Genomic DNA, 25,810 nt, shown 5'->3' on the forward strand with positions numbered 1-25,810 from the left:
GGTTTTGTTCGCATCAAAAGCAACTCGCGAAGTATGATTCAAGGCATCGCGATAAGCCAAGGTAGTCTGAGACACCAGAGCTTTTTGCTCGGCATTCAGGTTTAGCTTTAACTTGGCGGTGATTATTTGAGGCATTACTTTCACGAACTATGGGAAAATTCTATCTCGTGAAGACACCAAAAGCAAGTGGTGTAGTAAAAATCATCTGTTCGCTCATCGACCGCCCCTCACCTTCCGACACATAAAGTCATCGGTTTGGTTCGGGGCGGCTCTCTTCGCTCACGCCAATTCCTCCCGACGCTCACCTGGGTACAGGTAGAGCGCGGGACTCCTTTGGGTTTAGTTGAAATACGAGAGAAAATGTGAGGTTCCGGGGCAGTCTACACAAAGACTAAAAACCCGGTTTCTGGGGAGAAACCGGGTTTTTAACCTCAAATTTGGTGTTTTCCATTCTTTTAACGAGTTTACTGGTCGTAGCTGCCGCCGACGCCGATTTGGGTATTGTAGATTTTTGCATCAGTGATGGTCATATCTTCCATTGATGCGCCCGATACGTCAGCGGTGTTAATGATAGCCGCGGTCAGATTTGCCCGATCGAGGTTTGCGTCATTTAAACTAGCATTAGTCAGGAAAACTTTAGTTAAGTTAGCACCCGTCAAGTCAGCACCCGTCAAGTCAGCACCTTCGAGGTTTGCCTGAGATAGGTTTGCTCCTCGTAAATTTGCTTCTCTCAAATCAGCACCAATTAAATGAGCTCCCGTTAAATCGGCTCCCGACAAGTCGCACTTAAAACAGTGCCTGGTTGACAATAACTGTTCGACGTGAACGGGATTTTCAGCGCGAGCCGGGCCTGCCAACACTAGGGGAGCAATTAAAAAAGTAGCGGCTAATAGATTGCGTTTCATAATCTCTTTTCCTCACAGACTCTGTATTCAAGTTCTTGTCTTGATATCTACAATCGTACCATGGTTGTTTTCGCAACTTGCGATCTAATTCACACATTGGCTGTGATATCGATTGCCCTCAACAACGCATACATGGTCTCGACCAGCTTGCCAAACTTAATTTTGCAAAACTTAACACTGCCGAACTTAATACAGTGCCTTTTTGTAGTAACCTTTTCTAGGTTAGCTAATACAGCAAACAGATGCGTCTTTCTGAAGAGGGAGATGATTCGCAATGCTATGGATGATTTTAGCCGGTAATCTTATCGCAAAAAGTTCACAACAAATACATTATTTTTAATAAATGTGTCACGGGATAGAAAATTTAACTTAAAATAAAGATAAGCTTCTAACTTTATAGGTAGAAGAAAAGCAGTCACTGGCCCGATCCCCAGCCCAAGCTCTGCTGCATTTTTAACAATAAATTTTAATTAGGTCTCACCAGCGCCGTAAAAATCCACCTAGTGCTTGGAAATCAGCACTTTTTTGGAATGTCGCAGAGTCCACGCGATCGCAAAACTCAATTAAATATGCTCAAAAACGATTCATCCAAGTATCTGCCAACCTTAGCTCAAGTAATAGACCGCTACCCCTTGACAGTGGCGCCCGATACCCCACTAGCAGAAGTAATTACCCTGATGGGCCAACGGCGCCCAAGTTGCTCTCTAAACGCAGTCATTCCAACCGATATCTATCAGCCACTAACAGAAATCGTAAATCCGCCCACTAAGAGTGCATTCAGAGACGCGACAGGTGTCTGCGTCTTTGTCGTGGAAAAATCACTCTTAAAATTATCCTCGCCTTGTGCTCCACATTCTCAATTGCAAGGAATCTTCACAGAAAGGGATCTTGTCGATTTGATTGCCTCGGGCAAAAACTTAAAAGGTGTCACCATCGCACAAGTGATGAGGCAGCCGACAGCAACTCTGACAAAATCCGAGACTCAAGACATTTTCAGCGCCCTAATTCTGCTGGGGCAACGAAGAATTAAGCATCTGCCAATATTGGATAGTGAAGGTCAACTCTTAGGAGTAATTACGCCGGAAAGCATCCGCCAAGCCATGCTCAAACCGGCAAATATCTTAAAAATGCGGCGCGTGAAAGAAGTAATGACCGCACAAGTCATTCAAGCACCTCGCTCCGCGTCAGTTAGGAGTTTAGCTGAGTTGATGGCGCAGCACCGCGTTAGCTGCGTGGTAATTACAGAATCAACAGAATTATCGATGGATTTACCGTTCCCCATTCCAGTAGGTATAGTCACAGAACGGGATATTGTGGAATTTCAAGCTTTAGATATAGATTTGTCGCAAACGATCGCCCAAACTGTGATGAGTACCCCCTTATTTAGCCTCAAGCAAGAAGACTCGCTGTGGGTAGCTCATCAGGAAATGCACCAGCGTTTAGTCCGCAGGTTGGTAGTAACGGGAGAATGCGGAGAACTGCTGGGAATAGTTACTCAAACCAACATACTGCGCGTACTTGACCCGATGGAAATGTCCGGGGCGATCGATGTTCTGCACGATTCAGTGGCAGAAAGAACTAGGGAATTGGAAAAAGCGATCGCATCCCTCAGCTTGACTAACGCCAGACTAGAAAGCGAAATTGCTATCCGCGTTAGGGCCGAGGCCAGACTCCACCTTTTAGAATCTGCTGTAGTGAACGCTAACGACGCAATCGTGATTATGGATGCCGGAGACAGCGATATCTCCGACCCCACCATCATCTATGCCAACGAAGCTTTTACCCAAATGACGGGCTACCTACCCCAAGAAATCATCGGACAAACCCCCAGTTGCTTGCGCGGCCCAGAAAGCGACCCCACCCAAGTCGCTAAAATTCGCCGTGCTTTCTCTCGCCGAGAACCCCTACGCCTAGAATTGATTAACTACCGCAAAGACGGTTCAACTTATTGGGTGGAACTCAACAGTGTACCCATTGCCGATACCTCCGGGAACGTTACCAACTGGGTGTCGGTGCAGCGAGATATTACCGATCGCAAGCGCATGGAACAAGCATTTTTTGAAGAAAAAGAACTCGCGTTTGTTACTCTACAATCGATCGGCGATGCCGTCATCACTACTGACGCCGACGGCTGTATTTCCACCCTGAATCCAGTTGCCGAAACACTCACGGGTTGGTCTACCTCGGAAGCTAAGGGTTTGCCCCTGGCCAGCGTGCTGAGAATAGTTGACGAAACTACCAGGCTGCCGATCGAAAATATCGCCGAAATCGCTTTGTGCGAAGGTCGGATTGTTGACCAAGGGCGCAACAATTTGCTGATTGCCCACAACAACACCGAATTTGCGATCGACCACTGCGTCGCCCCCATCCACGCTAGCAGCGGCGAAATTGTCGGGGCCGTTGTTGTGTTCCGAGATGTCACCCAAGTGCGAACTCAAGCGCGGCAACTCACCTGGCAGGCAACTCATGACCCCCTGACGCAATTAGTCAACCGCCGGGAATTTGAGTACCAGCTAGAGCACGCCCTACACGGCGCTCAAGGTTACGGCCAAGAACACGTGATGCTTTACCTGGATCTCGATCGCTTCAAAATAGTTAACGACACCTGCGGTCATGCTGCTGGGGACGAACTGCTGCGCCAAGTCAGCCAGCTATTTAAAAGCAATATCCACAAAACCGATATTTTGGCGCGTCTCGGCGGCGATGAATTTGCCGTACTCCTGTACAATCGTCCCGTCGAACGAGGATTGAATGTTGCGGAAACGCTGCTGCGAAGCATTCAGGGCTTCCGCTTTGCGTGGCAGGACAAAACTTTTTCGATCGGCGTCAGTATTGGTTTGGTAGCAATCAATCCCAAAACAGCCTCGACATCTGCGATTTTGAGCGCCGCCGATATGGCCTGCTACGCTGCTAAAAATAAAGGTCGCAACCGGGTACAGGTTTATCAAGCCGGCGATCAAGAATTAATCAAACAGCACGGCGAAACCGAGTGGGTGGTGCAAATTCATCAAGCTTTAGAAGAGAATCGCTTTTGCTTGTACTCTCAGCCGATCGTACCTTTGCTCAATTCTCCAACCACCGGAACCCACTGCGAAATCCTCCTGCGCCTCCAGTTGGAAACTGGTGAGTTGGTGTCGCCGATGGCGTTTATTCCGGCTGCAGAACGCTACAACTTAATGCACGCGATCGACCGCTGGGTAATTAGCACGTTATTTAGCAATTTATCTAAAATTTTCACGGCAAATTTATTAGTTCAAAACCCCGGGGTAGGCAGCGATAAAATAGTTACCTTCCCTGCTTGCTCTCTTTTGTCTGATCTGCAATCGTCATTTGGCAAATATCCTAACCTTTATTCAATTAACCTTTCTGGGGACAGCCTCAACGAAGAAAAGTTTATCGAGTTTATTCAGGAACAGTTTTCTATCCATCAAATACCGCCGCAAATAATTTGTTTTGAGATTACCGAAACCGTGGCGATCGGTAATCTCAGCAAGGCAGCCAGCTTGATTTGGCAACTTAAGGAACTAGGCTGCCAGTTTGCCTTGGACGACTTCGGCAGCGGGATGTCTTCCTTTGCTTACCTGAAAAGCTTGCCGGTTGATTATCTCAAAATAGACGGCAATTTTATTAAGCATATTGTAGACAATCCTATTGATGTCGCCATGGTGGAAGCTATTACCAAAATCGCTCACGTCATGGGAATTAAAACTATTGCCGAGTATGTTGAAAATCAAACAATTATGGATAAACTCAATGAACTTGGGGTAGATTACGCTCAAGGTTATCATTTGGGCAAGCCTCAACCTTGTAACTTCACATCTCCGATTTTAGAGGAAGTTTTGGGGGAGTTTCCTGTTAATTCTTTGGCTTTTGAGGCTAAGCTGGCTTGTTGAAGAAGGATGTGGGGCAATCGATTGTCTAACGGATTTAACAGATGGATGTTGAGGGAAGAAGGAAAAGGGAGATGTTAAGTTGTGATCTCAATTCCCCATTCCCCATTACCCATTACCCATTACCTTCTACAATTGTTTCTGCCGCTTCAATGTACTGACTGTCTAACAGAAAAGCACCTTTTTCAAAGCGAATTCCCCAATAATTGCCGGGACGCCGATCGATCACAACGCCTTCAGCGCCGATCGCAATTAAATTCGCAGGCCGCAGCATCGGCATCGGTTCGGCAGTTTTGACGTAAGGCGGCATCGCCACAACTCTGACTTTTTGACCGATTGTAAATTCTTTTTCCATGAGTTTTATTCCTTTTGCCGATCGGCATAATCTAATCGTAACTGGGAGTGCGATCGAGAGCGATGAAATTTCAGACAGTATCTTTCATGCGTTTAGCCAACAAACAATCCTCAAAGCTAAAGGATTCTTCGTCTAAAAAGCTGGAGATTGCCATTTCAATCGCGGCTTCGAGAGAACATTCAAGTTCAGCGGACTTGGACAAGAGGGCAGCTTTTATATAGTCAGGCAAATAATCGACCAACTGATGAATAGCTTCTGGAGAAAGGTGTTGCGTGGCGATTGTTTGATTCATGATTCTCTGATTTCAAGTTCAGATTCTTTACTTGCCTCGCCCCGGTTTGCAATCGGCAAAACCAAGTGCTTCGCTATCGAGGAAATTAGCAATTGCCATTTCCACAACAATTTCGATCGGATATTCAATTTCCGCAGCATGGGCGATGAGGGCGGCACGAATTCGTTCTGGAAGGTATTTTAGGATGGCTTCGGCATCGGCAGCAGATAGTTGTTCCAGAGTTGTCGATCGCATGAGTCTAGTTTTCCGGTGGGATTGGAACGTTTTAGGGCGGCTCAGTTGCTCTCAGAATAATGGCTTCTAGCTCTAATAATAACGCAGGGTTGCTCCATGTTTCAGTCCCAGCACAAGAAAAATATTGTGTATGACTTTTTATTTTAAATATTCCTGCAAGAATTTCCAAGCCATTTGAGTACCCTCGCCTGCGTTGACTTTCCCAAAATCTACATCTTTTCTCAAAACTACAAAACCCACACCTTCTTTGATTTCTATTTGCTCAAAATTCCTAATCCTAGCCAAAAATAAGTGATTTTCCTGTATAACTTTTTGATTATTTTGGGTTTTTTGGTGTAGAAAAGTTGTGATAAATTCTATTGTGTAATTGGTTTCGAGGCAAGTTTCTTCCTCCAGTTCTCGCACCGCTGCCTGCTTTGGACTTTCTCCAACGTCCACGCCACCACCAAAAGTAGAAAGCATCCCTTGACTTGCAATACCTACAATATTATCTCGCAGTTGTGCCACAATCTGACCGTTGGGGAGAATTAGAAAAATGCGAACAATTGACTTAGGAATATTCATATTAGATGTTTTAAAATGTATAGTTTAGTTAAACTTGGTTTACTTTGTTTCAGTCCCCTCGCCGGCAAAAAGTAGAGCATAACACGGATGAACACGGATACACGGATGACTTGAGTCATCTGACTGTTTGCACAATTGGCTAACTTGACTATCCTCCTTGTATTCGTGTGCATCCGTGTCGTGCTGATTCTCATTTTTTCCCCTGATCGCCCGTAAAACCCCTGACCGATCGCGCTACAATTATGGATCGGGATAAAAACGGCTGATTAGGAAAGTAGGGGATAGTTTCTATGGCTACAAATCGTCGCATTGAGCGTGTAGCTTCACTGATTAAACGGGAAGTCAGCCTGATGTTGCTGAATGGAATCAAGGACGACCGTGTAGGTGCTGGTATGGTTAGCGTTACCGACGTAATTGTTTCGGGAGACCTTCAGCATACAAAAATTTTTGTCAGCATCTACGGTACTGATGAGGCAAAGGCAGAGACTATGGAGGGTTTGAAATCTGCTACTAGCTACGTCCGCAACCAGTTGGGTCAACGGGTGCAACTGCGCCGGACACCGGAAGTGATATTTCTAGAAGACCGTTCTTTGGAACGGGGCGATAAAATGTTGATACTGCTGAATCAGCTTTCTGCCGATCGCAAACCGGATACTTTAGATCCCGATGAAGAATTCGCTGAGGATGAAAGTCCCGATTGAAGCGAGAAGGAAGAAGGAAGAGGGAAGAAGGAAGAGGGGAAGAGAAGGAGATAGGGAAAATTCCCAATGCCCGATTCCCGATTCCCGATTCCCGATTCCCGATTCCCAAATCTAAAATCTAAAATCTAAAATCTAAAATCTAAAATCTAAAATCTAAAATCGAATGATTGACAATCTTTCCTTACCAGAACTGGTGGCCCAGATGTTCGTGGTGCGCGCTTCTGGCTGCTTGTTCGACCACCAAATTCGCTATCGGGAATGGGAACCAACTGCTAGCAAACTCCGCTATTATCTGGAAAATTTGGGCGTCGGTGGGGTGATTTTGGTGGGGGGAAGTGCTGCGGAGTTGGCAGTTCGATCGCACCAATTGCAGTCTTGGGCCAAGTTTCCGCTGCTGCTGGCGGCTGATATTGAAGAAGGTGTCGGCCAGCGGTTCGCGGGGGCGACTTGGTTCGGGCCGCCGATGGCGATTGCCGAGGTGGCGCGACAGGATGCAGGTAAAGCCGATCGATATGCTGAACAAATGGGCGCTGTCACTGCGATCGAAGCTAGGGCGATCGGTCTAAATTGGATTCTCGCACCGGTGGTTGATGTTAACAACAATCCCGACAATCCTGTGATTAACGTCCGCGCTTTTGGCGAGACACCGGAAATTGTCGGGAAATTAGCCGCTGCTTTTATCCGGGGCGCAGGCCAACACCCGGTTTTGACTACAGCTAAGCATTTTCCTGGTCACGGGGACACGGCGGTTGATTCTCACTTGGAATTGCCGGTTTTGCCGCATTCCCCAGCGAGATTAGCCCAGATTGAGTTGCCTCCTTTTGTTGAGGCGATGGCTGCTGGGGTAGATGCTGTGATGAGTGCTCACTTGCTGATTCCGGCTTGGGATGCGGAGTTTCCTGCTACTCTTTCTCGCAAAATTTTGATCGGGAAGCTGCGAGAAGAGTTGGGATTTGAAGGTTTGATTGTGACGGATGCTTTGGTGATGGGTGCGATCGCCAATAAGTACGGCGCTAATGAAGCTGCTGTTTTGGCTGCTGAGGCTGGTGCTGATGTTTTGCTGATGCCGCTTGACCCGGAAGGGGCGATTTTGGCTGTCTGCGAAGCTGTCACTCAAGGGCGGATTTCCATATCACAAATTAAGGAATCTGTCAAGCGGATTTGGTCGGCTAAAGCTAAAGTCGGTTTGTTAGTCAAGGAAAAGGAAAAAGCAGTAAATTCAACATTGATCGAGTCGATGATCGATTTAAGTTTGCTGGCAACTCCTGATGCCAGGGCAACTGCTGCCGATATTTTGCGAGATTCTTTGAAATTTGGCGGCAATATACCTTTGCAGGTTGCAAAACCCGCAGAAAACCAGCTTTTGCGGAATTTGATTGTTGTAGATGATGTTTTGGGGTGCGAGTTTTTGGGCAACCACACTCCGGCGATCGCCATTCCCGAACAGTTTGGTTACGAATTGCAACTGATTGACGATCGCACAGGGGCGATCGCTGAAAATACAGGTGCAGAGCATTTTTCTCCGACACTGCTGCAAATTTTCATTCGCGGCAATTGCTTCCGAGGCAGTGCTGGTTTGACCCAAGCAGCTCAAGATTGGTTTAAGAAATTATTAAAAACGGGAGAACTGCAAGCTGTGTTAATTTACGGCAGTCCCTACGTTTTAGAGCAATTTTTGCCACACTTGCCTCCGAGTCTTCCTTATGTATTTTGTTTTGGCCAGATGCCGACAGCGCAATCTCTCGTTCTAGAAGTGCTATTCGGCATTGACGCCACTGGTAATGATTGAGTTGCGCGACTTCTGAATCTTTCCTTTGCTGCTTGCTGCGTTAGGAGTTAAATTTATCAACCCGGTTTCTCGCGAGAAATTCTGCCTTTGGTGGCGAAGTATCCAGAAACCGGGAATTGGAGGCGGGTTCCTAAGTTCTCAATAGAGCTTTCCAGCAGATCCGCTTGCTACTGAGGAAAATGTGCTGCGTCTGAAAATCCCAAGACTGATCCCATCACTTACCGATCATTCCTATAATTTTTTTAAATGGACGGCAGTGAATTGTATAGCTGTATACGGACAAAATTTAACTTCCATATTCGTAAGTTTGGACTATATTATTACCAGGGCCATAAATTTTTTTAGTAAAACATTGAGGGCGCATTATGATTCACTCCACTATTCCCCAAATCCAATACTCTTTAGATGTGATCCAAGATGAAGCGCGTCACCTTGTCCACGAGGGTGTGCTGAGCCGCCAACAGCCTATCTACACGCTTTGCCAATTCATTCCGCCTCGGGAATGGGCTTGTGTAGAGTGCGAATTAGAAAAATGCGACTTCTTGCTGCGCGATCGCATCGCCGACCTGATCGGTTCTGAAAAATGGGACAATGACTAAAGTTTGGTTCTGTTAAATTAAGTTGGCAAGTAAACTCCGGCTGTGTTAAAGACTCTTGATTCTTTAATACTGGGAATTTTCGGCGCGCAAATTTTCCAACTCGGCCCTTAGCGCTGCCATCTGTGCAGTTAATTCTTGAATCTCTAGCTTTACGTTAGGCTGTACAACCGACTCGGGAGGAGCATCAGTCGCTGCATCTGATTGCTTGGGCGAGACAGATTCACTGTCTGCATTCTCCCGATCGCCCGGTTGAGAGAAAATAGTATCTACAAAATTCCGGGCTTCTCGCTCAGTCATTTCTCCTTTTTCCAGCAGATCATCGGCTAGCTGGCCAAAATCTGACTTCAGTTTGTCAAGATTTTCTTCTCGCTTCAGAGGATCTTGCAATGTCTCAATTAAAAAAGAAGTTGCACCTAAAGTTAGGTGAAATCCTGTTTGCAGCATTTGAGGCAGGTTGTCGGGATTCATCTAAAAATGCCGCTAGAACGTTTTTCTGAGTTTTTGGTTCGCTAGTTGCTCCCAAGTCGGAGCGCAAAGCCGCTTTTTAGCGCGAAGATGCTGGCGTTGTGGGTCGCGATCGCCCCGATTCAGGAAATATCAACTTTTGGGGGGAGGTTTTACCGTTGTGCCAATACTAATCGTATCATTACTGCGTAAATTAATAAATGTCAAGTGTAAATTTTTGTAACTACGAATCGAGACTTTCCCACAGGAGGGCTCAGTCTATTTTAGATTTTAGATTTTAGATTTTAGATTGAAGAGGACTTAGGCACGGCGACTAAAAAAACCCCGGTGGCTGATTACCCGTGCGTAAGTCATGTTCAAGCCCGTTAAGGATACAGCGCCTCACCGGTGGAAGGGTCAAATATAAATAGTCGATCGAAGTCAAGCTGTACCTTTAGCCGATCGCCCGATCGCAAGCGAACACTTGCAGGTATTTGTAACTGTACAGTAGTTTCAGCACTCAACAACGGCAAACTCGCGCGAATTAAAGTTTCTCGCCCCAGAGGTTCAACTACTTTTACCTCTACATCAAGGGGGACTTTTTCTAAGGCCCAAACATCGCTTTTCAAATCATCATCTTCTACTGTTTGTGGCCTAAAGATTTCTATATTTTCTGGACGGATGCCCAAATCAAATCCTTGTCCTTCTCTCGCCTGCAATTTTTTCTGAATCGAGGGCGGACAGGCTAAAGATTGATCTCCTACTTGAAAGGAGTCGTTAGTATAAATTGCCGGCAAAATGTTCATGGCGGGATTGCCTAAAAATGTCGCAACCATGCGGTTAGCTGGTTTGGCGTAAATGCTTTGCGGGTCTCCAATTTGTTGAATTTTTCCCCCATTTAAGACTACAATCTTATCAGCTAAAGTCATCGCTTCCACTTGGTCGTGGGTGACATAAATTGTGGTAATTCCCAGCCGTTGATGCAGTTGTTTGAGTTCTGCTCTAGTGTCGTCTCGTAGTTGAGCGTCGAGGTTAGAAAGCGGTTCATCTAAAAGAAATACTTTCGGTTCGCGGGCGATCGCCCTTCCCAGTGCTACCCGCTGCTGCTGTCCGCCTGATAGCTGTTTGGGCTTACGCTTGAGGAGGTGGTCGATCGAGAGCGATCGGGCGACTGTTTCGACTCGTTCTTGAATTTTAGTCGGGTCAACATTCCGCATCCGCAATCCAAAAGCCAGGTTTTCTGCGACAGTCATGTGCGGATAAAGCGCGTAATTTTGAAACACCATTGCAACGTCCCGCTGTCTAGCAGGAATGTTGTTAACTAAATTATCTCCGATGTAAAGATTGCCGGAAGTTGCGGTTTCTAAACCTGCAATTGTCCGCATAATTGTGGATTTTCCGCAGCCGGATGGCCCGACTAATACCCAAAATTCCCCGTCCGGGATTTTGAAGCTGATGTTTTCGATCGCGGTGACGTTTTGGTAGCGTCGGGTAATATTTTCTAAGCGAACATTTGCCATTTTGTGACTGTAATTGGTAATTGATAATTAGTGATTTTTACCTTCAGTGTTCAGCCTTCAGAAAACTGTTCCAATTCTAAAACTGTGCGATCCAATTCTTCAACTATAGGCGTTAACTCAGCTTTGCGGAATGCTTCTACTAAAGAACGATAATACCAGAGAGAACCATCTTTGCCACCTTTGAAGCGTTCCCAAACAGTATCTCCTAATTGACGGGAATCTTTCAGGATCGATCGAGCATTATAAAGTTTATCAGCAGCCGAGACTAATCTCACTGAGGCAGAAGCTGTAGAAATGCGATCGATATAAGCTTGTTTTCGCTGTCGCCAAGGGGGTTTCGGCGTCTCGTCACTGTCGGTACAGCCGTCTACAATCGCTGTGACGGTATCGCCAAAGCGGTGGCGGATGGCTTCGCGGGTGGTGGCGCCGCCTTGATCTTCGATCGCATCGTGAAGCAAAGCTGCGATCGCCTCATCTTCATTTGCCCCATATTCTAAAGCTATACTAGCAGTGCCCAACAAATGGGCAATGTAGGGAACGCCGGAACCTTTGCGAACTTGGGTAGCGTGCAATTCGGCGGCATAGGTGAGGGCTTCAGAAAAACGGTTTGAGAGAATCATGAAAGTCACCTTTGTGAATTGCTATGATATATAAATTGTCGGGCTAAGTTGAAAAGACAAAATCTACCAAGTTCAATCATGTCATCGAGTGCGATCGAGAGCGATCGCTTGTACAATTATAATCGTTAACAAGAGGTTTCTAGCATGACAGCTACTATAATTATACCCAAAGATACCGCTCAAAACTCAGAGCCAGAATCACATCCAAACTTAGAAAATATACCCGAAATTTACCCCGAATCTCAGCCAGAAAAAGTCATATCTCTCGAAGAGTTTTTAGTCAAGCCTGCTGATAGAATGGAATGGGTTGACGGCAACTTAGTGGAGAAAACAGGAATGACATTCAAGCACGGTCTCGCTCAATCTAAACTATCTACATCCTGGAGAAATTACAAAAATTCCAGCGGACAGGGAGGAGAAGTTCTTACAGAAGTCCTTTGCCGCACTAACAAACAGGGTCGCCGTCCCGATGTTGCTTACATTACTCCTGAATTATTGCCACAATCAGGCAATTTTACAGCATTTTCCCAAAGTTTTCCTTTGATAGCGGAAGTTGCTTCCCCGGAAGATAGCGGCGAAGAGTTATTCGCCAAAGCTCAGGAATATTTGGAATCGGGATGTTTAGAAGTTTGGTTGCTGTTTCCTGAAGCTAGATTAATATTTGTGAATGCAGGGCAACGCTGGCGGTTGTTAAATGCCGATGAAGTTGTGAACACTCAAAGTGTGCTTGCAGGTTTTAGCGTAGCTGTGAGTGAATTGTTGGCTTGAGGAATTTGTTAAAACAAAATTATCAAAGATTCTGCAGTATTGATATAGTAGTACGCGGTGCAAAAAACGGTAAACCATGACAGCCACAAATCTCGTCAATAAATTTGAGTACAAACCCCTATACAAACCGAATCAATTAATTTGCGGAACGGGGCAAACAGCCATTGTCAGCGGCTGGACAGTAAAAAGTGCGATCCTTTCCAAGGGCTGCGCTAACGGCAAAAAATTACAACCCAACGAGTTTGCTGTCATCGGACAACTTTACTCGCCTACTCGCGGCATCAACTTCTTAATTAGAAACTTGCTGTGCAATCCCCACGTCCGCTTTTTAGTAATTCTCAACGCTACTAAAGAAGACCGCAACTCCGGTGCAGCAGCGTGCCTAATCGACTTTTTTCGTAACGGCTTTGAAGCAGGCAAAAGCGATACAGGTAGAGATTGCTGGTTAATTAAATCTTCAATATTTGGCTACATTGATATTGAAATAGCAGCAGAAGCCTTAGAACTATTGCGTCATTCAATAGAATGGAAAGAAGCCCAAAATATAGCCGATACAGTGACCTGTGTCAAGTCTTTTGCCCAAAAAGAATCTGTGGAACCTTGGGGAGAACCCGTAACTTTTCCGCTAGTCGAAATCGTCCCCACCGTACTCCCCGGCCAGAAATACGGACACAGAATCGAAGGCAAAACTATCGCCGAAACTTGGGTAAAAATCATCCACCGAATTAAGACCACTGGCACGCTGCGGCCGACTGGTTATGACGGACAGTGGCAAGAATTAATTGACTTAATGGCCGTGATTACAGATGAACCTGCGGAGTTCTATTTTCCAGAACCGAATTACTTACCAATCGACCGCGATTTCCTCGAACAGTACAAACCGCAAATGCTGGAAGATGCCCCGTATAACGAAGGCATTAAATATACCTACGCACAGCGGATGCGGTCGTGGTTTGGACGAGATCAAATTGAAGAAGTTATTGCCAAACTAATTAAGGAAATTGACGCGGCAAGTGCTGTAATTAGTCTGTGGGATGCGGGCGGAAATGTTAACAGAAGACCTGACGGTTCCTCAGACCACCAGCACAGCGGCAGTCCTTGTTTAAATCACATTTGGGTGCGAGTTGTAGACGGTGAAATATCGCTAACTGCAACTCTCCGCAGTAACGATATGTTTGCGGCTTGGCCGGCTAATGCCATGGGTTTGCGGGCTTTGCAGCAGCACATTCGAGATGAAATTGCGAGGCGTTCCGATTATAATTTGACGATGGGCCCGTTGGTAACGCTGAGTCAATCGGCTCACTTGTATGACGATACCTTTGAAAATGCCGATCGACTAATTCAAACCCAATATGCTAAAATCTGCGAAGATCGAGACTTTTTCGATGCAGCAGGCAATTTTTTAGTTGAAGTAGCCGACAATCAAATAGTTGTCACGCAAACCACCCCCGGCAGTGGCGAAGTTGTCACCTGTTATTCTGGAAAAAACCCTCTCAAGTTAGTGCGAGAAATTTGTGCGGCTTCCCCTGCCATCCAACCCGATCATATTGGTTATTTGGGAATAGAATTGCAAAAGGCGGCCGAGTGTCTGAAAACCAGCAACCAATACATTCAGGATAGAAAATGAATCTAGAAGAAGAAAGACCGACGTGGGACGAATACTTCTTAATGTTAGCAAAATTGGCCGCTACTCGATCGACTTGTTTGGCTTTTCCTGTAGGCGCGGTGATCACTAAAAACAGGCAAGTTTTAGCAACGGGTTACAACGGTTCGCCGTCTGGTTCGGCACACTGTACTACTCAAGGCTTCTGCTATCCCGGTTTGAGTAGTTGCGACGCCAGTAAAACTTTGCCCTCAAGGGCGGTTCACGCGGAAGCAAATGCGATCGCCAAAGCTGCTAAACACGGTATATCTACTGCTGGGGCAAGTATTTACGTCACTTTAGAACCCTGCATCTATTGTTTGAAATTAGTCATTGCGGCTGGAATTAGAGAAGTGTTTTACGAAACGAGTTTTAACAGCGGAGAAAAAGCTGCTTTGAGAGATACTTTTATCAGTGAAGGTATTGTTGAGTTAAAACAAATTCAGCTATCTGAAGAGACAGCAAAAAAGGCGGCGTTGTTTTTGTTGCATCCTACATCTGTGGCCAAAAATTTAGTATAGGATGAATTCTCCCCGTGGTTGTCGCAGCCACAGGAAATAACTGTGCTGTGTCCCTATAAATGATATTTATTTGCTGGCAATTTGTAGGGATACGGCACTGCCGTATCCTAAATACCGCGTGATACACAGGATATTATGTCCGGTCCCTAATACGGTAGGGGCGGGTTCACCAAAAATATCTGCCAATAATTGACAATCTCAAAAACCCGCCCTTTTAATCGCTCGATCAGACATCATATGATATTTATTTTACCCTTTGCAAAGACACAGCACTGCCGTGTCTTTACAACAAATAGAGATGGCAATTAACCAAAAAACGGCCTGACAAATTATGAATACGGTGTAGTTCAATCAATCAAACTCATTCACCACTTGCAAATAGTCGATCGCCGCATCTATCCTCGAAGAATACTTAAAAGCAAACTGATCGAACCAATATCCCTCATCGGAATTCTTATCCAACTTTTTCAGCCAAACCTGAGCTTGCCTAACTTTCTGTCTGTGCGTTTGTACCTCCAACTGCGGCACCGCGACTTTTTCTGCTGGCTGCGGTTCCAGTGAAGCTACTTCCTGAGCTTTATTTGGTGCTTCGTGCTCAGCCTTAAGCGGTTGCTGTGAAGCCACTTCTTGAGCTTTATTTTGCGCTTCGTACTCAGCCTTAATTTGAGCTAAATCCTTGTCCAAAGGACTAGCATACAAATTTATATCTGATGTTTTAAATGTTGGATTTGCCGGCGCTTGTGCTTGCACCGGCGCCTGAGTTTTCAACTCAGCATTTTTTTGAGATGCTTGATACTCTGCCTTAAGTTCACCTAACAGGCGTTCGATAGATTCCATAACTTAAACCCCCCTAAAAAATGCTGCTGGGCTAACTAGCCCAAATATAATCGCGTGAACTTCGCCCGCCTCCTCAATCAGTTATTGCATTCAGCAATACCTCTGTCAGGGTCATTCCTTCAATATCATCCATGGTGACAGTATCAACGATATCAAATTTAGCCCCGGCGCTTTGCAGTTCGTCATCCAATATTTTGAGAAACTTAGTAGCTTCCGGCGCATTTCCTACTTGAATGAAAGAAATCGCCAACTCTTCATCTCGATCGAGCTTCCGGGAAGCCTCTATAATCGTTTTCATCACTTCTTTGCGATCGTCCGGTTCCCCGTCCGTCACCACTAATATTGTTTCCCCATTTTGCTTGGTCTTACCGGATGCTTTGCGCTGAAAATAACTGTTCAAGGCGTCTTGCAGAACAGCAGCTAAATTCGTAGTTCCCGAAGGTTCGTTTTCTTGGAAAATTTGCACGACTTTAGCTGATGTTACGTTGTCATAGCGCTTGAAGCGACCGGAAAACACATAAACTGTTATGCCATCAGGATCAAGTTCTTCGCATTTATTCGCTAATGCGATCGTCGATTCTTGCATGAGCGCCCACCGGCTTTTACCGCCCATCTGGTCTTTTGTGTACATACTGCCGCTTTTGTCAATGATGATGGTATAATCGCGATTCTGAAGCATAAGATTTTTCCTGTTAATTAAGTTTTTCCCAAAAATATCAAAACCAGCGAGCAGAAGCTGTTGAGCTTTAGTTGCTCGCTGCGTTTTTTTAGTTGATTTGCGATCGCAAATACCGGAATTTAAGCTGCAACTAAAGCATCTTTAAGTGGCTTCCAGCTAAAAGCTCGATCGCCCCCCATCTCAACTGCTATTTTAACTCGCGGTTCTAACGTCGGCAAAACAGTCAAATACTCAATCTCCTGACTCGACAAAATCTGCCCTTCAATAATCCACAGCACCAGTCCTTTTGCTTTAGGTGGCAAATTGTCTAATTGAGTTTTCAACATCGGCGGCACGTAGTACGTATAACCCACAGCCCCTTCATTGCCAGTAGTTTTCTTGCCCAAATGGGGCGGCCGCACCCCGTGAACCCCCGTTAAATACATCGCCAAATCGCCCAAACCCCGCGCCGTAATCGTGTACCCACCGTAGCCCGCAGCCCTCAGCCTGCGGAGGTAGCGCCCCTCAAATCCTCCTTCTAAAGGAACGTACAGGGCCAGCGACCCCGACTTTTCCAAATCCCGAATCAGATCAGATCCCGTCGTAATCAGTCCCATAAATTTGTGTTTCCTGCTGTATCAAAATTTGGTCGATCGCTGCTTGCGAGCTGGAAATATTATAAATCCTAAAGTTGAGGCGAAAAATTCTCATCGCGGCCTTGACAAACGGCAAACACTTCATGTACTATTGTGAATTGTCGCCGTCAAGGATACTGAGTGGTTTGCTGCTCAAGTCCTGGCACAAAAAAGCAAGACCGAGACAAAACTCGGAGATATAGTAGGTAAAAAGCCGCGAATCTCAACCCTTGCAAGACTTCCACAAGCTCGCTCCCAAATTTAAAACTCAAATTTTAAACACCGAGGAAGGCTGTTGGTTGATAACAGTTAATTGCAGGAACACTGAAATAAATGTTTCTGCACAAGAGCAAGCGGATTGACGTAAATTTCGCAATCCGAAACCTCTTGCGTAAATAAAAGGAAGAAAATCCGTGTCTGTAGGCATTCTTGGCACTAAACTAGGCATGACTCAAGTGTTTGACGACCAAGGGAGAGCCATCCCCGTCACCGTCATACAAGCAGGGCCTTGTACAGTAACTCAAATCAAAACCAAACAAACTGACGGCTACGGTGCCGTTCAAGTTGGATACAACGAAGTCAAACCAAAGGCTCTAAACAAGCCAGAACTAGGACACCTTGCCAAGTCGGGGGCGAATCCATTGCGCCACTTGCAGGAATACCGCTTGGAAGACACCAGTTCCTTTGAATTAGGTCAACAACTAAAAGCAGATACCTTTACACCGGGACAAATAGTAGATGTCATCGGTACAAGCATCGGTAAAGGTTTTGCAGGTTTTCAAAAGCGCCACAACTTTAAACGAGGCCCCATGTCTCACGGTTCCAAGAACCACCGCGAGCCTGGATCGATCGGACCTGGAACTACTCCTGGTCGCGTTTATCCTGGGAAAAGAATGGCAGGACGTATGGGCAACGTTCAAGTCACCGTCCGCAAACTAACAATTGTCCGGGTGGATACAGAGCAGAATTTGCTGCTAATTAAGGGAGCAGTTCCCGGCAAAGCTGGCGCCTTAGTCAATGTTGTGCCTGAGAAAAAAGTAGGACGTTAGTCAGTAGTCATTAGTCAGTAGTCAGCAGTCAGTAGATAGTGGTTGGTCGTTAGTAGCAAGCAATAACTAAGAACTAAAAGCTGAAAACTAAAACCCAAAACTAAGACCTGAAAACAGACAACAGACGACAGACAACAGACAACAGACAACTAACAACAGACAACTAACAACAGACAAAGGACAAAAGATATGGTTAATTGTGTAGTGCGAAATTGGCAAGGCGAAGAAGTTGGAGAAACAACTTTAGAACTGCGCGTAGCCAAAGAAGAAAATGCGTCTCACATCGTTCACAGAGCATTGACGCGGCAACTGAATAACGCTCGTCAAGGAAATGCTTGCACCAAAACTCGATCGGAAGTCAGAGGCGGTGGCCGCAAACCCTGGCGTCAAAAAGGCACCGGCCGAGCCAGAGCAGGTTCAATCCGTTCTCCGCTGTGGCGGGGCGGCGGTGTCATCTTCGGGCCAAAACCGAGAGACTTTGAAGTCAAAATGAACAAAAAGGAACGCCGTCTCGCTTTGCGGACAGCATTCCAAAGTCGCACCGAAGACATCATTGTGGTTGAAGAATTTGCAGAGCAATTTCCGAGACCGAAAAGCAAAGAATTGCTGAGTGCGATCGCCCGCTGGGGTATCGAACCCGATACAAAAGTTCTGTTAATCTTGCCAGAACCGCAACCAAACGTCTACTTATCCGGACGCAACATCGAATTAGTAAACGTCATCTTGGCAACCTCCCTGAATGTTTACGACGTTCTCGCGGCTGACAAAATTATCGTCACATCTACAGCCATAGCTAAAATTCAGGAGATTTACGGTGAGTAAAATCGACCCCCGCGACTACGCAGATTTGATCCAGCGTCCGATTCTCACCGAGAAAGCTACCCGAATGATGGAATTAAATCAATTCACATTCGACGTAGCTCCCAAAGCGACGAAGCCTCAAATCAAAGCTGCAATCGAAGAACTATTTAAGGTCAAAGTCATCGGCGTCAACACCCAAAACCCGCCGCGCAAAAAGCGTCGAGTTGGCAAATTCGTCGGCTTTAAACCTTGTTACAAGCGAGCAACCGTAACTCTGACCGACGGAGACTCGATCCGCAAACTCCTATTCCCAGAAGTCTAGACGATTTTGGATTTTAGATTTTAGATTTTAGATTTTAAATTGCGGTTAACTGGTGAAAATTCTCGAACCAGAAAACTCGTAAGTTAACCAAATATCGCCAATCTTCAACCTAAAATCTAAAATCGATAAACGTCAAATCCAAAATCCAAAATCCAAAATCTAAAATAGATCGATTATGGGCATCCGTTCTTACCGACCTTATACCTCCAGCACCCGAGAACAAACCGTCTCGGACTTTGCTGAAATTACCAGATCAGAGCCAGAAAAGTCTCTAACCAGCAACAAGCACACCAAACAAGGCCGCAACAACCGAGGCGTCATCACCTGTCGCCACCGGGGAGGCGGTCACAAACGGCTGTATAGAGACATCGACTTCCGCCGCGACAAACACAGCATTCCCGCTACCGTCAAGGCGATCGAATACGACCCCAATCGCAACGCCCGCATCGCCCTGGTGTTCTACAAAGACGGCGAAAAACGGTACATCCTGCACCCGCTCAACTTAAACGTCGGTACAGTAATTGTCTCAGGCCCGGACGCGCCGATCGAAATCGGTAACGCCCTCCCCCTGAAGAACATTCCCCTCGGTACAAGCATCCACAACGTCGAGCTAGTACCCGGAAAAGGCGGACAAATCGTTCGCTCCGCCGGCTCCAGCGCTCAGCTAATGGCAAAAGAAGGTAGCTACGTCACCCTCAAACTGCCATCCGGCGAACAGCGCAAAGTCCGTGCCGACTGCTACGCCACCATCGGTCAAGTCGGCAACACCGACGCCAGAAACATCAGCCTGGGTAAAGCAGGTCGCACCCGCTGGAAAGGTCGCAGACCCACCGTTCGCGGTAGCGTCATGAACCCGGTAGACCACCCGCACGGCGGTGGCGAAGGCAGAGCTCCTATTGGGCGTCCGGGGCCTGTCACTCCTTGGGGTAAACCAGCATTGGGTGCAAAAACTCGACGCAAAAACAAGCGCAGCGACGCTTTAATCGTCCGGCGCCGCCGCAAAGCTTCCAAGCGCGGCAAGGGCGGCAGACAAAGCTAGTCATCAGTCAGCAGTCTTCAGTGCTTAGTTATTAACTGCTAACTAATGACTGAGGACTGATGACCAATGACTGCTTAATTCTGACTAATGACTCCTGAATTACTAAAAAAATCATGTCTCGATCGCTAAAAAAAGGCCCCTTTGTCGCAGATCATCTGATGACAAAAATCGAAAAGCTCAACGCCGCCGGCCAAAAACAAGTAATTAAAACTTGGTCGCGCTCTTCCACAATCCTGCCCCAAATGGTAGGTCACACGATCGCCGTTCACAACGGCAGACAGCACGTACCAGTCTACCTCACCGACCAAATGGTAGGTCACAAACTCGGAGAATTTTCCCCCACTCGCACCTTTAGAGGTCACGCGAAAAGTGGTGATAAAAAGGCAAAAAGATAGCCGAATTAGGTGACAGGTAATAGGTAATCGGACAAACTTTTTCCCAATTACCACTTACCTTTTTCCCAATTACCAATTACCAATTACCCAAATCGAAATGGTTATAGATACCACATCCGAAATTAAGGCGATCGCCCGTTACATCCGGACATCCCCCTTCAAAGTGCGCCGAGTCCTCGACCAAATTCGCGGCAAAAGCTACCAAGAAGCGCTGATTTTACTCGAATTCATGCCCTACCGCGCCTGCGAACCAATCGTCAAAGTTTTGCGATCGGCAGTAGCAAACGCCGAACACAACGCAGGATTGGATAAATCCAAGCTAGTAGTGTCTCAAGCTTACGCAGACCAAGGCCCAGTCCTCAAACGCTTTAGACCCCGCGCTCAAGGTCGCGCCTACCAAATCCGCAAGCCAACCTGTCACATTACCGTAGTAGTAGCTCCGCTCCTAGAAAACTAAACCAGGGAAAAACGTAATAGGTAATAAACAGCTTAAAGTTGAAAAAAATGGGTAATCACCAATTACCAATTACCAATTACCAATTACCAATTACCAATTAACTCATCAACTATTATGGGCCAAAAAATACATCCAATTGGTTTTCGCCTCGGCATTACCCAAGAGCACCGCTCTCGCTGGTTTGCTGATCCCAAAAACTATCCAGAACTCTTGCAAGAAGACTATAAAATTCGCAAGTACGTTCGTAAAACCCTCAGCAATGCTGGGATTTCCTCGGTCAGAATTGAGCGGAAAGCCGATCAAATCGACCTAGAAGTGTTCACCGCCAGACCAGGCGTTGTCGTAGGCCGCGGCGGAGCAGGCATCGAAACCTTGCGCGTCGGTTTGCAGCAGCAACTCGGTAGCAACCGCCAAATCCGCATCAACGTCGTCGAAGTCCAGCGAGTAGACGCCGATGCCACACTGATCGCGGAATACATCGCTCAGCAACTAGAACGGCGCGTATCCTTCCGCCGAGTAGTCCGCCAAGCAATCACCCGCGCCCAAAAAGTCGGCATCCAAGGCATCAAAATTCAAGTCAGCGGACGCCTCAACGGTGCAGAAATTGCCCGTACCGAATGGACGCGCGAAGGAAGAGTCCCCTTGCACACGCTGCGGGCAGACATCGACTACTCCTACTGCACTGCTCAAACCATCTACGGTATTCTGGGCATTAAAGTTTGGGTTTTCAAAGGCGAAATTATTCCCGGACAGGAACAAGAAGCTGCACCAAATGCAGCAGTGCCCCGCACCAAACAAAAGCGCCGCCGCCAGAACTTTGAAGATCGATCGAACGAAGGCTAGCTAATTGTTAACTGTTAGTTGTCACTTGTTAATTGTCAGTTGTTCCAAACCAATTAGCAATTAGCAATCACCAATTACCAATTACCAATTACCAATTACCCAACTCCCTTTCGCCATGTTAAGCCCTAAAAGAACCAAATTCCGCAAACAACAGCGCGGGCGAATGAGCGGTGTTGCCACCCGCGGCAACACAGTTAGCTTTGGCGACTTCGCGCTCCAAGCCGTCGAACCCGCCTGGATCACTTCCCGCCAAATAGAAGCCGGACGGCGCGCCATGACCCGTTATATCCGCCGGGGTGGCAAAATCTGGATTCGCATTTTTCCCGACAAACCAGTCACCCAGCGCGCAGCAGAAACCCGGATGGGTTCTGGTAAAGGCTCACCTGAGTTTTGGGTTGCCGTGGTCAAACCGGGCCGGGTAATGTTTGAAATTGGCGGCGTAAGTGAAGAAACTGCCCGCGAAGCAATGCGTTTGGCATCTTTCAAATTACCAATTAAAACCAAGTTCATCACTCGCGAAGAAGACCAGTCATAGCGAAGAGCGAAGGTAGAATTAGGTCTGTATTAATCAGCATTTTAAACGGCTACAGCATTTTAAAATCTGGCTTTCATAACTTTTCTTTCCTTCGACCTTCAGCCAAGCGAGACAATTCTGTCTTCTGTCATACCGCTCGCTAACGATAAAGCACACAATTATGTCTTTGACCAAGATTAAAGAAGCTAGAGAATTAAGCGATGCCGCAGTAGCAGAGCAAATTTTAGCCGTCAAGCGCCAACTAATGGAATTGCGGCTCCAGCAAGCTACCGGCCGCATGGAAAAGCCTCACCTGTTCAAGCACGCCAAACACCGGCTAGCTCAATTGATGACAGTTGAACGCGAGCGCCAAATCCTTGCTGAGAAAGAAGCGGCAGCAAAATCAGCCCCAGCTAAAGAAACAGCAGATTCTGCTCCCAGCCCAGAAGTCAGCCCAGAGTGAGCAGCAGCCTAGCCTCGGCTCGCACAGTAGCTAAAAACAAGTCAATTGCACAACAAAAATAGGTAGCTATGGCAATTAAAGAACGAGTTGGCGTAGTAGTCAGCGACAAGATGGATAAAACCGTCGTGGTAGCAATCGAAAACCGCTCCTCCCACACCAAATACGGCAAAATCGTAGTCCGCACCAAGCGGTACAAAGCTCACGACGAAGAAAATCAGTGCAAATCCGGCGATCGCGTCCGCATCACTGAAACTCGCCCACTGAGCAAAACCAAACGTTGGACGGTTGCTGAGATTTTTGGGACAAAAAACGGCTAAGAGTTAATTGCGATCTCGCGCTCGCCCGATCGGTACTTGATTAATCAATTAGCCGTCAACAGTCAACAGTTAACAGTCAACAGTTAACAGTCAACAGTTAACAGTCAACAATCACCATGATTCAACCCCAGACATACCTCAATGTCGCCGACAATAGCGGAGCCCGCAAACTGATGTGCATCCGCGTATTGGGAGGCGGCAACCGTCGCTACGGCGGAGTCGGCGATGTCATCATTGCCGTCGTCAAAGACGCCATCCCCAATATGGCCGTCAAAAAATCAGATGTCGTTCGGGCTGTCATTGTCAGAACCCGCAAAGGTTTGCGCCGCGACAGTGGCATGAGCATTCGTTTTGACGATAACGCCGCCGTTATTATCAACGTAGACGGCAACCCCAAAGGCACTCGCGTCTTCGGCCCCGTCGCCCGCGAATTGCGCGACAAAAACTTTACTAAAATCGTTTCCTTAGCCCCGGAGGTACTTTAAAATGTACGGAAAAAAGGGTAAACCAACTAGCGAGCCGCAGCGCTACAGAATGCACGTCAAAGCAGGCGACACCGTGCAAATAATTACTGGCAAAGAGAAAGGAAAAGTCGGAGAAATCTTAAAGACATATCCTAAAGTCAGCAAAGTAATTGTTAAAGGTGTAAACATCAGAACAAAGCACGTCAAGCCCCAGCAAGAGGGAGAGTCCGGGAAAATACTCACGTTTGAGGCTCCCATTCACAGCTCCAATGTCATGCACTATTCCGAAAAAGAAAAAATAGCTAGCCGCGTTTGCTATACATTTAGCGAAGACGGTCGGAAACTGCGACAGCTCAAAAAAACTGGAGAAATCATCGATCAATAGTGATTTGTTATCAGTCATCGGTCATTAGTCCGCCTTCTGACAAGTGACTTTTAAACTCATAACTAACAGCTAACATCGGTGGGACGGACAATCGACAAATTCCCTGACCAAGCCCAGGGACAGTTAACGAAACACAAAAACTATGCCGGACAAACTCAAAGTTCTTTATCAAGGAAAAATCGTTCCCACACTGATGGATCAGTTTAAATATACTAATATCCATCAGGTTCCTAAACTCGTCAAAGTCACAGTGAACCGCGGTTTGGGAGAAGCATCTCAAAACGCTAAGGCACTGGATTCGTCGATCAACGAAATTGGCATCATCACCGGTCAAAAACCAGTGGTGACGCGGGCGAAAAAAGCGATCGCAGGCTTCAAAATCCGCAAAGGAGTACCCGTCGGCGTTATGGTGACGCTGCGCGGCGATCGGATGTACGATTTTCTCGATCGGCTGATCAACCTCGCACTTCCCCGCATCCGCGACTTCCGCGGCATCAGCCCCAAAAGCTTCGACGGGCGCGGCAACTACAGCTTGGGTCTGAGAGAACAGCTAATTTTTCCAGAAATAGAATATGACCGCATCGATCAAATTCGAGGCATGGACATTTCAATTATCACCACAGCAAACACCGACGAAGAAGGACGCGCCTTGCTTAAAGAAATGGGAATGCCGTTCCGGGACAACTAAGCACTAGAGTAAGAAGCAAAAGATGGCAGCTAACGATACCATAGCAGATATGTTGACGCGCATTCGCAATTCTTGCATGGCGCGCCACCAAACAACGCAAATTCCAGCTACAAAAATGACCCGCAGCATCGCCCAAGTCCTCAAAAGTGAAGGCTTCATCGGCGAATTTGAAGAAGCAGAAGCAGAAGGGGTCAAGCGACATTTAGTGCTTTCTCTAAAGTACAAAGGTAAAACTCGCAAGCCCATTATCACGGCACTTAAGCGAGTCAGCAAACCAGGACTGCGCGTTTACTCGAACCGTAAAGAATTGCCCAGAGTATTAGGCGGAATTGGCATTGCCATTATTTCTACCTCCAGCGGCATTATGACGGATAGAGAAGCTCGACGCCAAGGTTTGGGCGGTGAAGTGCTTTGTTATGTTTGGTAGTCATTAGTCATTAGTCATTAGTCACTGGTCGTTGGCAACAGACTCAAAAATCAATCACTAAGGACTAATAACTAAGCACTAATAATCAAGGACTAATAACTAAAAACAAAGGACCAAAAAACTATGTCGCGAATTGGCAAGCGTCCGATTAGCATCCCCACGAAAGTCACCGTCACCCTAGACGGTCAAAAAGTAGCCGTCAAAGGCCCTAAAGGTGAACTTTCCCGAGTTATCCCAGCCGAAATCCTCATGGGAATTGAAGGCGAGACTTTACTCGTTACCCGCCGAGACGAATCTCGCGTCGCCAGACAACTGCACGGCTTGTGCCGCACCCTCGTCGCCAACATGGTCGAAGGTGTATCAGAAGGTTTTCAGCGGCGTCTCGAAATTATCGGCACAGGTTATCGGGCACAGGTTCAAGGACGGAACCTGATTTTAAACGTCGGTTACAGCAAACCCGTTGAAATGCCCCCTCCAGAAGGCATCACAATGGCAGTTGAAGGCAACACCAACGTCATTGTCTCCGGCATTGACAAAGAACTCGTAGGCAATACAGCAGCCCGCATCCGCGCGGTGCGTCCGCCCGAAGTCTACAAGGGCAAAGGCATTCGCTACAGCGGCGAAGTTGTCCGGCGCAAAGCTGGTAAAACAGGCAAAACAGGTAAGAAGTAA

Annotated in this window: 33 protein-coding genes; 22 read left to right on the forward strand and 11 right to left on the reverse strand. The window is 46.8% G+C overall.

The annotated features are described in order from the left end of the window. Positions 1-464: 464 nt before the first annotated feature. Positions 465-905, reverse strand: a complete 441-nt coding sequence (locus QUB20_RS17520) for a pentapeptide repeat-containing protein (protein WP_333245923.1) — start codon at positions 903-905, stop codon at positions 465-467. A gap of 530 nt (positions 906-1,435) precedes the next feature. Between QUB20_RS17520 and QUB20_RS17525 the strand changes: the two genes are divergently transcribed. Next, complete coding sequence (locus QUB20_RS17525; protein WP_333245921.1) at positions 1,436-4,798, forward strand: EAL domain-containing protein; 3,363 nt, start codon at positions 1,436-1,438, stop codon at positions 4,796-4,798. A 112-nt stretch (positions 4,799-4,910) separates the two neighbouring features. On the opposite strand, the gene sipA is transcribed toward QUB20_RS17525, so the two are convergent. From sipA to QUB20_RS17545, 4 genes are all read right to left on the reverse strand, one after another. Next, positions 4,911-5,150 carry a regulatory protein SipA gene (gene sipA, locus QUB20_RS17530; RefSeq protein ID WP_333058291.1) on the reverse strand — a complete coding sequence of 80 codons (240 nt, stop codon included), beginning with the start codon at positions 5,148-5,150 and terminating at the stop codon, positions 4,911-4,913. A 70-nt stretch (positions 5,151-5,220) separates the two neighbouring features. After that, positions 5,221-5,442: a hypothetical protein gene (locus QUB20_RS17535; protein WP_242719660.1), complete on the reverse strand. Its 222-nt coding sequence runs from the start codon at positions 5,440-5,442 to the stop codon at positions 5,221-5,223. A gap of 27 nt (positions 5,443-5,469) precedes the next feature. Then, on the reverse strand, positions 5,470-5,676 hold the full coding sequence (locus tag QUB20_RS17540) for a hypothetical protein (RefSeq protein ID WP_333239144.1): 207 nt from the start codon (positions 5,674-5,676) through the stop codon (positions 5,470-5,472). A gap of 138 nt (positions 5,677-5,814) precedes the next feature. After that, a complete protein-coding gene (locus QUB20_RS17545; RefSeq protein WP_333239146.1) occupies positions 5,815-6,240 on the reverse strand; it encodes an NUDIX domain-containing protein in 426 nt (141 codons plus the stop codon). 290 nt (positions 6,241-6,530) lie between these two features. On the opposite strand from QUB20_RS17545, the gene rbfA reads away from it, so the two are divergent. The 3 genes from rbfA to QUB20_RS17560 all read left to right on the forward strand — a co-directional run bounded on the left by rbfA (position 6,531) and on the right by QUB20_RS17560 (position 9,329). Then, on the forward strand, positions 6,531-6,941 hold the full coding sequence (gene rbfA / locus QUB20_RS17550) for a 30S ribosome-binding factor RbfA (RefSeq protein WP_333239148.1): 411 nt from the start codon (positions 6,531-6,533) through the stop codon (positions 6,939-6,941). A gap of 163 nt (positions 6,942-7,104) precedes the next feature. Beyond that, positions 7,105-8,730: a glycoside hydrolase family 3 N-terminal domain-containing protein gene (locus tag QUB20_RS17555; RefSeq protein WP_333245917.1), complete on the forward strand. Its 1,626-nt coding sequence runs from the start codon at positions 7,105-7,107 to the stop codon at positions 8,728-8,730. Between the two features lie 365 nt (positions 8,731-9,095). After that, the gene (locus QUB20_RS17560) at positions 9,096-9,329 is read left to right on the forward strand and encodes a DUF4327 family protein (RefSeq protein ID WP_333057778.1); all 234 of its coding nucleotides are present in this window, start codon (positions 9,096-9,098) and stop codon (positions 9,327-9,329) included. Positions 9,330-9,392: 63 nt separating this feature from the next. Here the strand turns inward: QUB20_RS17560 and QUB20_RS17565 are convergent, their stop codons facing one another. The 3 genes from QUB20_RS17565 to QUB20_RS17575 all read right to left on the reverse strand — a co-directional run bounded on the left by QUB20_RS17565 (position 9,393) and on the right by QUB20_RS17575 (position 11,913). Beyond that, positions 9,393-9,797, reverse strand: coding sequence for a hypothetical protein (locus QUB20_RS17565; protein ID WP_333101815.1), 405 nt, complete (start codon positions 9,795-9,797; stop codon positions 9,393-9,395). A gap of 362 nt (positions 9,798-10,159) precedes the next feature. Continuing rightward, complete coding sequence (locus QUB20_RS17570; protein ID WP_333245915.1) at positions 10,160-11,293, reverse strand: ABC transporter ATP-binding protein; 1,134 nt, start codon at positions 11,291-11,293, stop codon at positions 10,160-10,162. 50 nt (positions 11,294-11,343) lie between these two features. Further along, the gene (locus QUB20_RS17575; RefSeq protein WP_333245913.1) at positions 11,344-11,913 is read right to left on the reverse strand and encodes an HD domain-containing protein; all 570 of its coding nucleotides are present in this window, start codon (positions 11,911-11,913) and stop codon (positions 11,344-11,346) included. Between the two features lie 144 nt (positions 11,914-12,057). On the opposite strand from QUB20_RS17575, the gene QUB20_RS17580 reads away from it, so the two are divergent. The 3 genes from QUB20_RS17580 to QUB20_RS17590 all read left to right on the forward strand — a co-directional run bounded on the left by QUB20_RS17580 (position 12,058) and on the right by QUB20_RS17590 (position 14,844). Next, a complete protein-coding gene (locus QUB20_RS17580) occupies positions 12,058-12,681 on the forward strand; it encodes a Uma2 family endonuclease (protein ID WP_333245911.1) in 624 nt (207 codons plus the stop codon). Between the two features lie 76 nt (positions 12,682-12,757). Beyond that, positions 12,758-14,308: a thymidylate synthase gene (locus QUB20_RS17585; protein WP_333245909.1), complete on the forward strand. Its 1,551-nt coding sequence runs from the start codon at positions 12,758-12,760 to the stop codon at positions 14,306-14,308. Then, positions 14,305-14,844, forward strand: coding sequence for a dCMP deaminase family protein (locus QUB20_RS17590; protein WP_333212636.1), 540 nt, complete (start codon positions 14,305-14,307; stop codon positions 14,842-14,844). The genes QUB20_RS17585 and QUB20_RS17590 overlap by 4 nt, the downstream gene beginning before the upstream one ends. A 351-nt stretch (positions 14,845-15,195) precedes the next feature. Here QUB20_RS17590 and QUB20_RS17595 read toward each other — a convergent pair whose 3' ends face one another. From QUB20_RS17595 to QUB20_RS17605, 3 genes are all read right to left on the reverse strand, one after another. Next, positions 15,196-15,681 carry a salt stress protein, Slr1339 family gene (locus QUB20_RS17595; protein ID WP_333245907.1) on the reverse strand — a complete coding sequence of 162 codons (486 nt, stop codon included), beginning with the start codon at positions 15,679-15,681 and terminating at the stop codon, positions 15,196-15,198. Between the two features lie 73 nt (positions 15,682-15,754). Continuing rightward, complete coding sequence (locus QUB20_RS17600) at positions 15,755-16,360, reverse strand: VWA domain-containing protein (protein WP_333057785.1); 606 nt, start codon at positions 16,358-16,360, stop codon at positions 15,755-15,757. Positions 16,361-16,479: 119 nt separating this feature from the next. Further along, entirely contained in the window at positions 16,480-16,956 is a 477-nt protein-coding gene (locus QUB20_RS17605) for an NAD(P)H-quinone oxidoreductase subunit N (protein ID WP_333239162.1), read from the reverse strand. Positions 16,957-17,387: 431 nt separating this feature from the next. Here QUB20_RS17605 and rplC point away from each other — a divergent pair, with 431 nt between their 5' ends. The 15 genes from rplC to rplF all read left to right on the forward strand — a co-directional run bounded on the left by rplC (position 17,388) and on the right by rplF (position 25,810). After that, positions 17,388-18,023 (forward strand): 50S ribosomal protein L3, encoded by a 636-nt coding sequence (rplC, locus tag QUB20_RS17610; RefSeq protein WP_190657996.1) that lies wholly within the window; start codon positions 17,388-17,390, stop codon positions 18,021-18,023. A gap of 189 nt (positions 18,024-18,212) precedes the next feature. Then, positions 18,213-18,845: a 50S ribosomal protein L4 gene (gene rplD, locus QUB20_RS17615; RefSeq protein WP_190657994.1), complete on the forward strand. Its 633-nt coding sequence runs from the start codon at positions 18,213-18,215 to the stop codon at positions 18,843-18,845. Continuing rightward, the gene (locus tag QUB20_RS17620) at positions 18,838-19,146 is read left to right on the forward strand and encodes a 50S ribosomal protein L23 (protein WP_006634999.1); all 309 of its coding nucleotides are present in this window, start codon (positions 18,838-18,840) and stop codon (positions 19,144-19,146) included. The genes rplD and QUB20_RS17620 overlap by 8 nt, the downstream gene beginning before the upstream one ends. 175 nt (positions 19,147-19,321) lie before the next feature. After that, positions 19,322-20,185 (forward strand): 50S ribosomal protein L2, encoded by an 864-nt coding sequence (rplB, locus tag QUB20_RS17625; RefSeq protein ID WP_333045754.1) that lies wholly within the window; start codon positions 19,322-19,324, stop codon positions 20,183-20,185. Positions 20,186-20,298: 113 nt separating this feature from the next. Continuing rightward, a complete protein-coding gene (gene rpsS / locus QUB20_RS17630) occupies positions 20,299-20,580 on the forward strand; it encodes a 30S ribosomal protein S19 (RefSeq protein ID WP_041623488.1) in 282 nt (93 codons plus the stop codon). A gap of 97 nt (positions 20,581-20,677) precedes the next feature. Then, the gene (rplV, locus tag QUB20_RS17635; protein WP_333160378.1) at positions 20,678-21,037 is read left to right on the forward strand and encodes a 50S ribosomal protein L22; all 360 of its coding nucleotides are present in this window, start codon (positions 20,678-20,680) and stop codon (positions 21,035-21,037) included. Between the two features lie 114 nt (positions 21,038-21,151). Continuing rightward, positions 21,152-21,880, forward strand: coding sequence for a 30S ribosomal protein S3 (gene rpsC / locus QUB20_RS17640; RefSeq protein WP_242719701.1), 729 nt, complete (start codon positions 21,152-21,154; stop codon positions 21,878-21,880). Positions 21,881-21,995: 115 nt separating this feature from the next. Further along, a complete protein-coding gene (gene rplP / locus QUB20_RS17645) occupies positions 21,996-22,415 on the forward strand; it encodes a 50S ribosomal protein L16 (protein ID WP_333057788.1) in 420 nt (139 codons plus the stop codon). A 160-nt stretch (positions 22,416-22,575) separates the two neighbouring features. Continuing rightward, a complete protein-coding gene (gene rpmC, locus QUB20_RS17650) occupies positions 22,576-22,857 on the forward strand; it encodes a 50S ribosomal protein L29 (protein ID WP_333057789.1) in 282 nt (93 codons plus the stop codon). A 68-nt stretch (positions 22,858-22,925) separates the two neighbouring features. After that, positions 22,926-23,174, forward strand: coding sequence for a 30S ribosomal protein S17 (rpsQ, locus tag QUB20_RS17655; RefSeq protein ID WP_006634992.1), 249 nt, complete (start codon positions 22,926-22,928; stop codon positions 23,172-23,174). A gap of 116 nt (positions 23,175-23,290) precedes the next feature. Continuing rightward, entirely contained in the window at positions 23,291-23,659 is a 369-nt protein-coding gene (rplN, locus tag QUB20_RS17660) for a 50S ribosomal protein L14 (RefSeq protein WP_006634991.1), read from the forward strand. A 1-nt stretch (position 23,660) separates the two neighbouring features. Continuing rightward, positions 23,661-24,023 carry a 50S ribosomal protein L24 gene (gene rplX / locus QUB20_RS17665; protein ID WP_242719707.1) on the forward strand — a complete coding sequence of 121 codons (363 nt, stop codon included), beginning with the start codon at positions 23,661-23,663 and terminating at the stop codon, positions 24,021-24,023. A 142-nt stretch (positions 24,024-24,165) separates the two neighbouring features. Continuing rightward, complete coding sequence (rplE, locus tag QUB20_RS17670) at positions 24,166-24,711, forward strand: 50S ribosomal protein L5 (RefSeq protein WP_006634989.1); 546 nt, start codon at positions 24,166-24,168, stop codon at positions 24,709-24,711. A gap of 22 nt (positions 24,712-24,733) precedes the next feature. Further along, positions 24,734-25,138, forward strand: a complete 405-nt coding sequence (rpsH, locus tag QUB20_RS17675; protein ID WP_190657976.1) for a 30S ribosomal protein S8 — start codon at positions 24,734-24,736, stop codon at positions 25,136-25,138. A gap of 123 nt (positions 25,139-25,261) precedes the next feature. Then, complete coding sequence (rplF, locus tag QUB20_RS17680; protein WP_333057791.1) at positions 25,262-25,810, forward strand: 50S ribosomal protein L6; 549 nt, start codon at positions 25,262-25,264, stop codon at positions 25,808-25,810.

This window comes from Microcoleus sp. B4-C2, assembly GCF_036705265.1.
Taxonomy (GTDB): Bacteria; Cyanobacteriota; Cyanobacteriia; order Cyanobacteriales; family Microcoleaceae; genus Microcoleus.

Excerpts from the sequence above, each read along its gene's own strand:
- QUB20_RS17520 (WP_333245923.1), bottom strand. The coding sequence starts at position 905 with ATGAAACGCAATCTATTAGCCGCTACTTTTTTAATTGCTCCCCTAGTG.
- QUB20_RS17525 (WP_333245921.1), top strand. The coding sequence starts at position 1,436 with ATGTCGCAGAGTCCACGCGATCGCAAAACTCAATTAAATATGCTCAAA.
- sipA (WP_333058291.1), bottom strand. The coding sequence starts at position 5,150 with ATGGAAAAAGAATTTACAATCGGTCAAAAAGTCAGAGTTGTGGCGATG.
- QUB20_RS17535 (WP_242719660.1), bottom strand. The coding sequence starts at position 5,442 with ATGAATCAAACAATCGCCACGCAACACCTTTCTCCAGAAGCTATTCAT.
- QUB20_RS17540 (WP_333239144.1), bottom strand. The coding sequence starts at position 5,676 with ATGCGATCGACAACTCTGGAACAACTATCTGCTGCCGATGCCGAAGCC.
- QUB20_RS17545 (WP_333239146.1), bottom strand. The coding sequence starts at position 6,240 with ATGAATATTCCTAAGTCAATTGTTCGCATTTTTCTAATTCTCCCCAAC.
- rbfA (WP_333239148.1), top strand. The coding sequence starts at position 6,531 with ATGGCTACAAATCGTCGCATTGAGCGTGTAGCTTCACTGATTAAACGG.
- QUB20_RS17555 (WP_333245917.1), top strand. The coding sequence starts at position 7,105 with ATGATTGACAATCTTTCCTTACCAGAACTGGTGGCCCAGATGTTCGTG.
- QUB20_RS17560 (WP_333057778.1), top strand. The coding sequence starts at position 9,096 with ATGATTCACTCCACTATTCCCCAAATCCAATACTCTTTAGATGTGATC.
- QUB20_RS17565 (WP_333101815.1), bottom strand. The coding sequence starts at position 9,797 with ATGAATCCCGACAACCTGCCTCAAATGCTGCAAACAGGATTTCACCTA.
- QUB20_RS17570 (WP_333245915.1), bottom strand. The coding sequence starts at position 11,293 with ATGGCAAATGTTCGCTTAGAAAATATTACCCGACGCTACCAAAACGTC.
- QUB20_RS17575 (WP_333245913.1), bottom strand. The coding sequence starts at position 11,913 with ATGATTCTCTCAAACCGTTTTTCTGAAGCCCTCACCTATGCCGCCGAA.
- QUB20_RS17580 (WP_333245911.1), top strand. The coding sequence starts at position 12,058 with ATGACAGCTACTATAATTATACCCAAAGATACCGCTCAAAACTCAGAG.
- QUB20_RS17585 (WP_333245909.1), top strand. The coding sequence starts at position 12,758 with ATGACAGCCACAAATCTCGTCAATAAATTTGAGTACAAACCCCTATAC.
- QUB20_RS17590 (WP_333212636.1), top strand. The coding sequence starts at position 14,305 with ATGAATCTAGAAGAAGAAAGACCGACGTGGGACGAATACTTCTTAATG.
- QUB20_RS17595 (WP_333245907.1), bottom strand. The coding sequence starts at position 15,681 with ATGGAATCTATCGAACGCCTGTTAGGTGAACTTAAGGCAGAGTATCAA.
- QUB20_RS17600 (WP_333057785.1), bottom strand. The coding sequence starts at position 16,360 with ATGCTTCAGAATCGCGATTATACCATCATCATTGACAAAAGCGGCAGT.
- QUB20_RS17605 (WP_333239162.1), bottom strand. The coding sequence starts at position 16,956 with ATGGGACTGATTACGACGGGATCTGATCTGATTCGGGATTTGGAAAAG.
- rplD (WP_190657994.1), top strand. The coding sequence starts at position 18,213 with ATGGTTAATTGTGTAGTGCGAAATTGGCAAGGCGAAGAAGTTGGAGAA.
- rplB (WP_333045754.1), top strand. The coding sequence starts at position 19,322 with ATGGGCATCCGTTCTTACCGACCTTATACCTCCAGCACCCGAGAACAA.
- rpsS (WP_041623488.1), top strand. The coding sequence starts at position 20,299 with ATGTCTCGATCGCTAAAAAAAGGCCCCTTTGTCGCAGATCATCTGATG.
- rplV (WP_333160378.1), top strand. The coding sequence starts at position 20,678 with ATGGTTATAGATACCACATCCGAAATTAAGGCGATCGCCCGTTACATC.
- rpsC (WP_242719701.1), top strand. The coding sequence starts at position 21,152 with ATGGGCCAAAAAATACATCCAATTGGTTTTCGCCTCGGCATTACCCAA.
- rplP (WP_333057788.1), top strand. The coding sequence starts at position 21,996 with ATGTTAAGCCCTAAAAGAACCAAATTCCGCAAACAACAGCGCGGGCGA.
- rpmC (WP_333057789.1), top strand. The coding sequence starts at position 22,576 with ATGTCTTTGACCAAGATTAAAGAAGCTAGAGAATTAAGCGATGCCGCA.
- rpsQ (WP_006634992.1), top strand. The coding sequence starts at position 22,926 with ATGGCAATTAAAGAACGAGTTGGCGTAGTAGTCAGCGACAAGATGGAT.
- rplN (WP_006634991.1), top strand. The coding sequence starts at position 23,291 with ATGATTCAACCCCAGACATACCTCAATGTCGCCGACAATAGCGGAGCC.
- rplX (WP_242719707.1), top strand. The coding sequence starts at position 23,661 with ATGTACGGAAAAAAGGGTAAACCAACTAGCGAGCCGCAGCGCTACAGA.
- rplE (WP_006634989.1), top strand. The coding sequence starts at position 24,166 with ATGCCGGACAAACTCAAAGTTCTTTATCAAGGAAAAATCGTTCCCACA.
- rpsH (WP_190657976.1), top strand. The coding sequence starts at position 24,734 with ATGGCAGCTAACGATACCATAGCAGATATGTTGACGCGCATTCGCAAT.
- rplF (WP_333057791.1), top strand. The coding sequence starts at position 25,262 with ATGTCGCGAATTGGCAAGCGTCCGATTAGCATCCCCACGAAAGTCACC.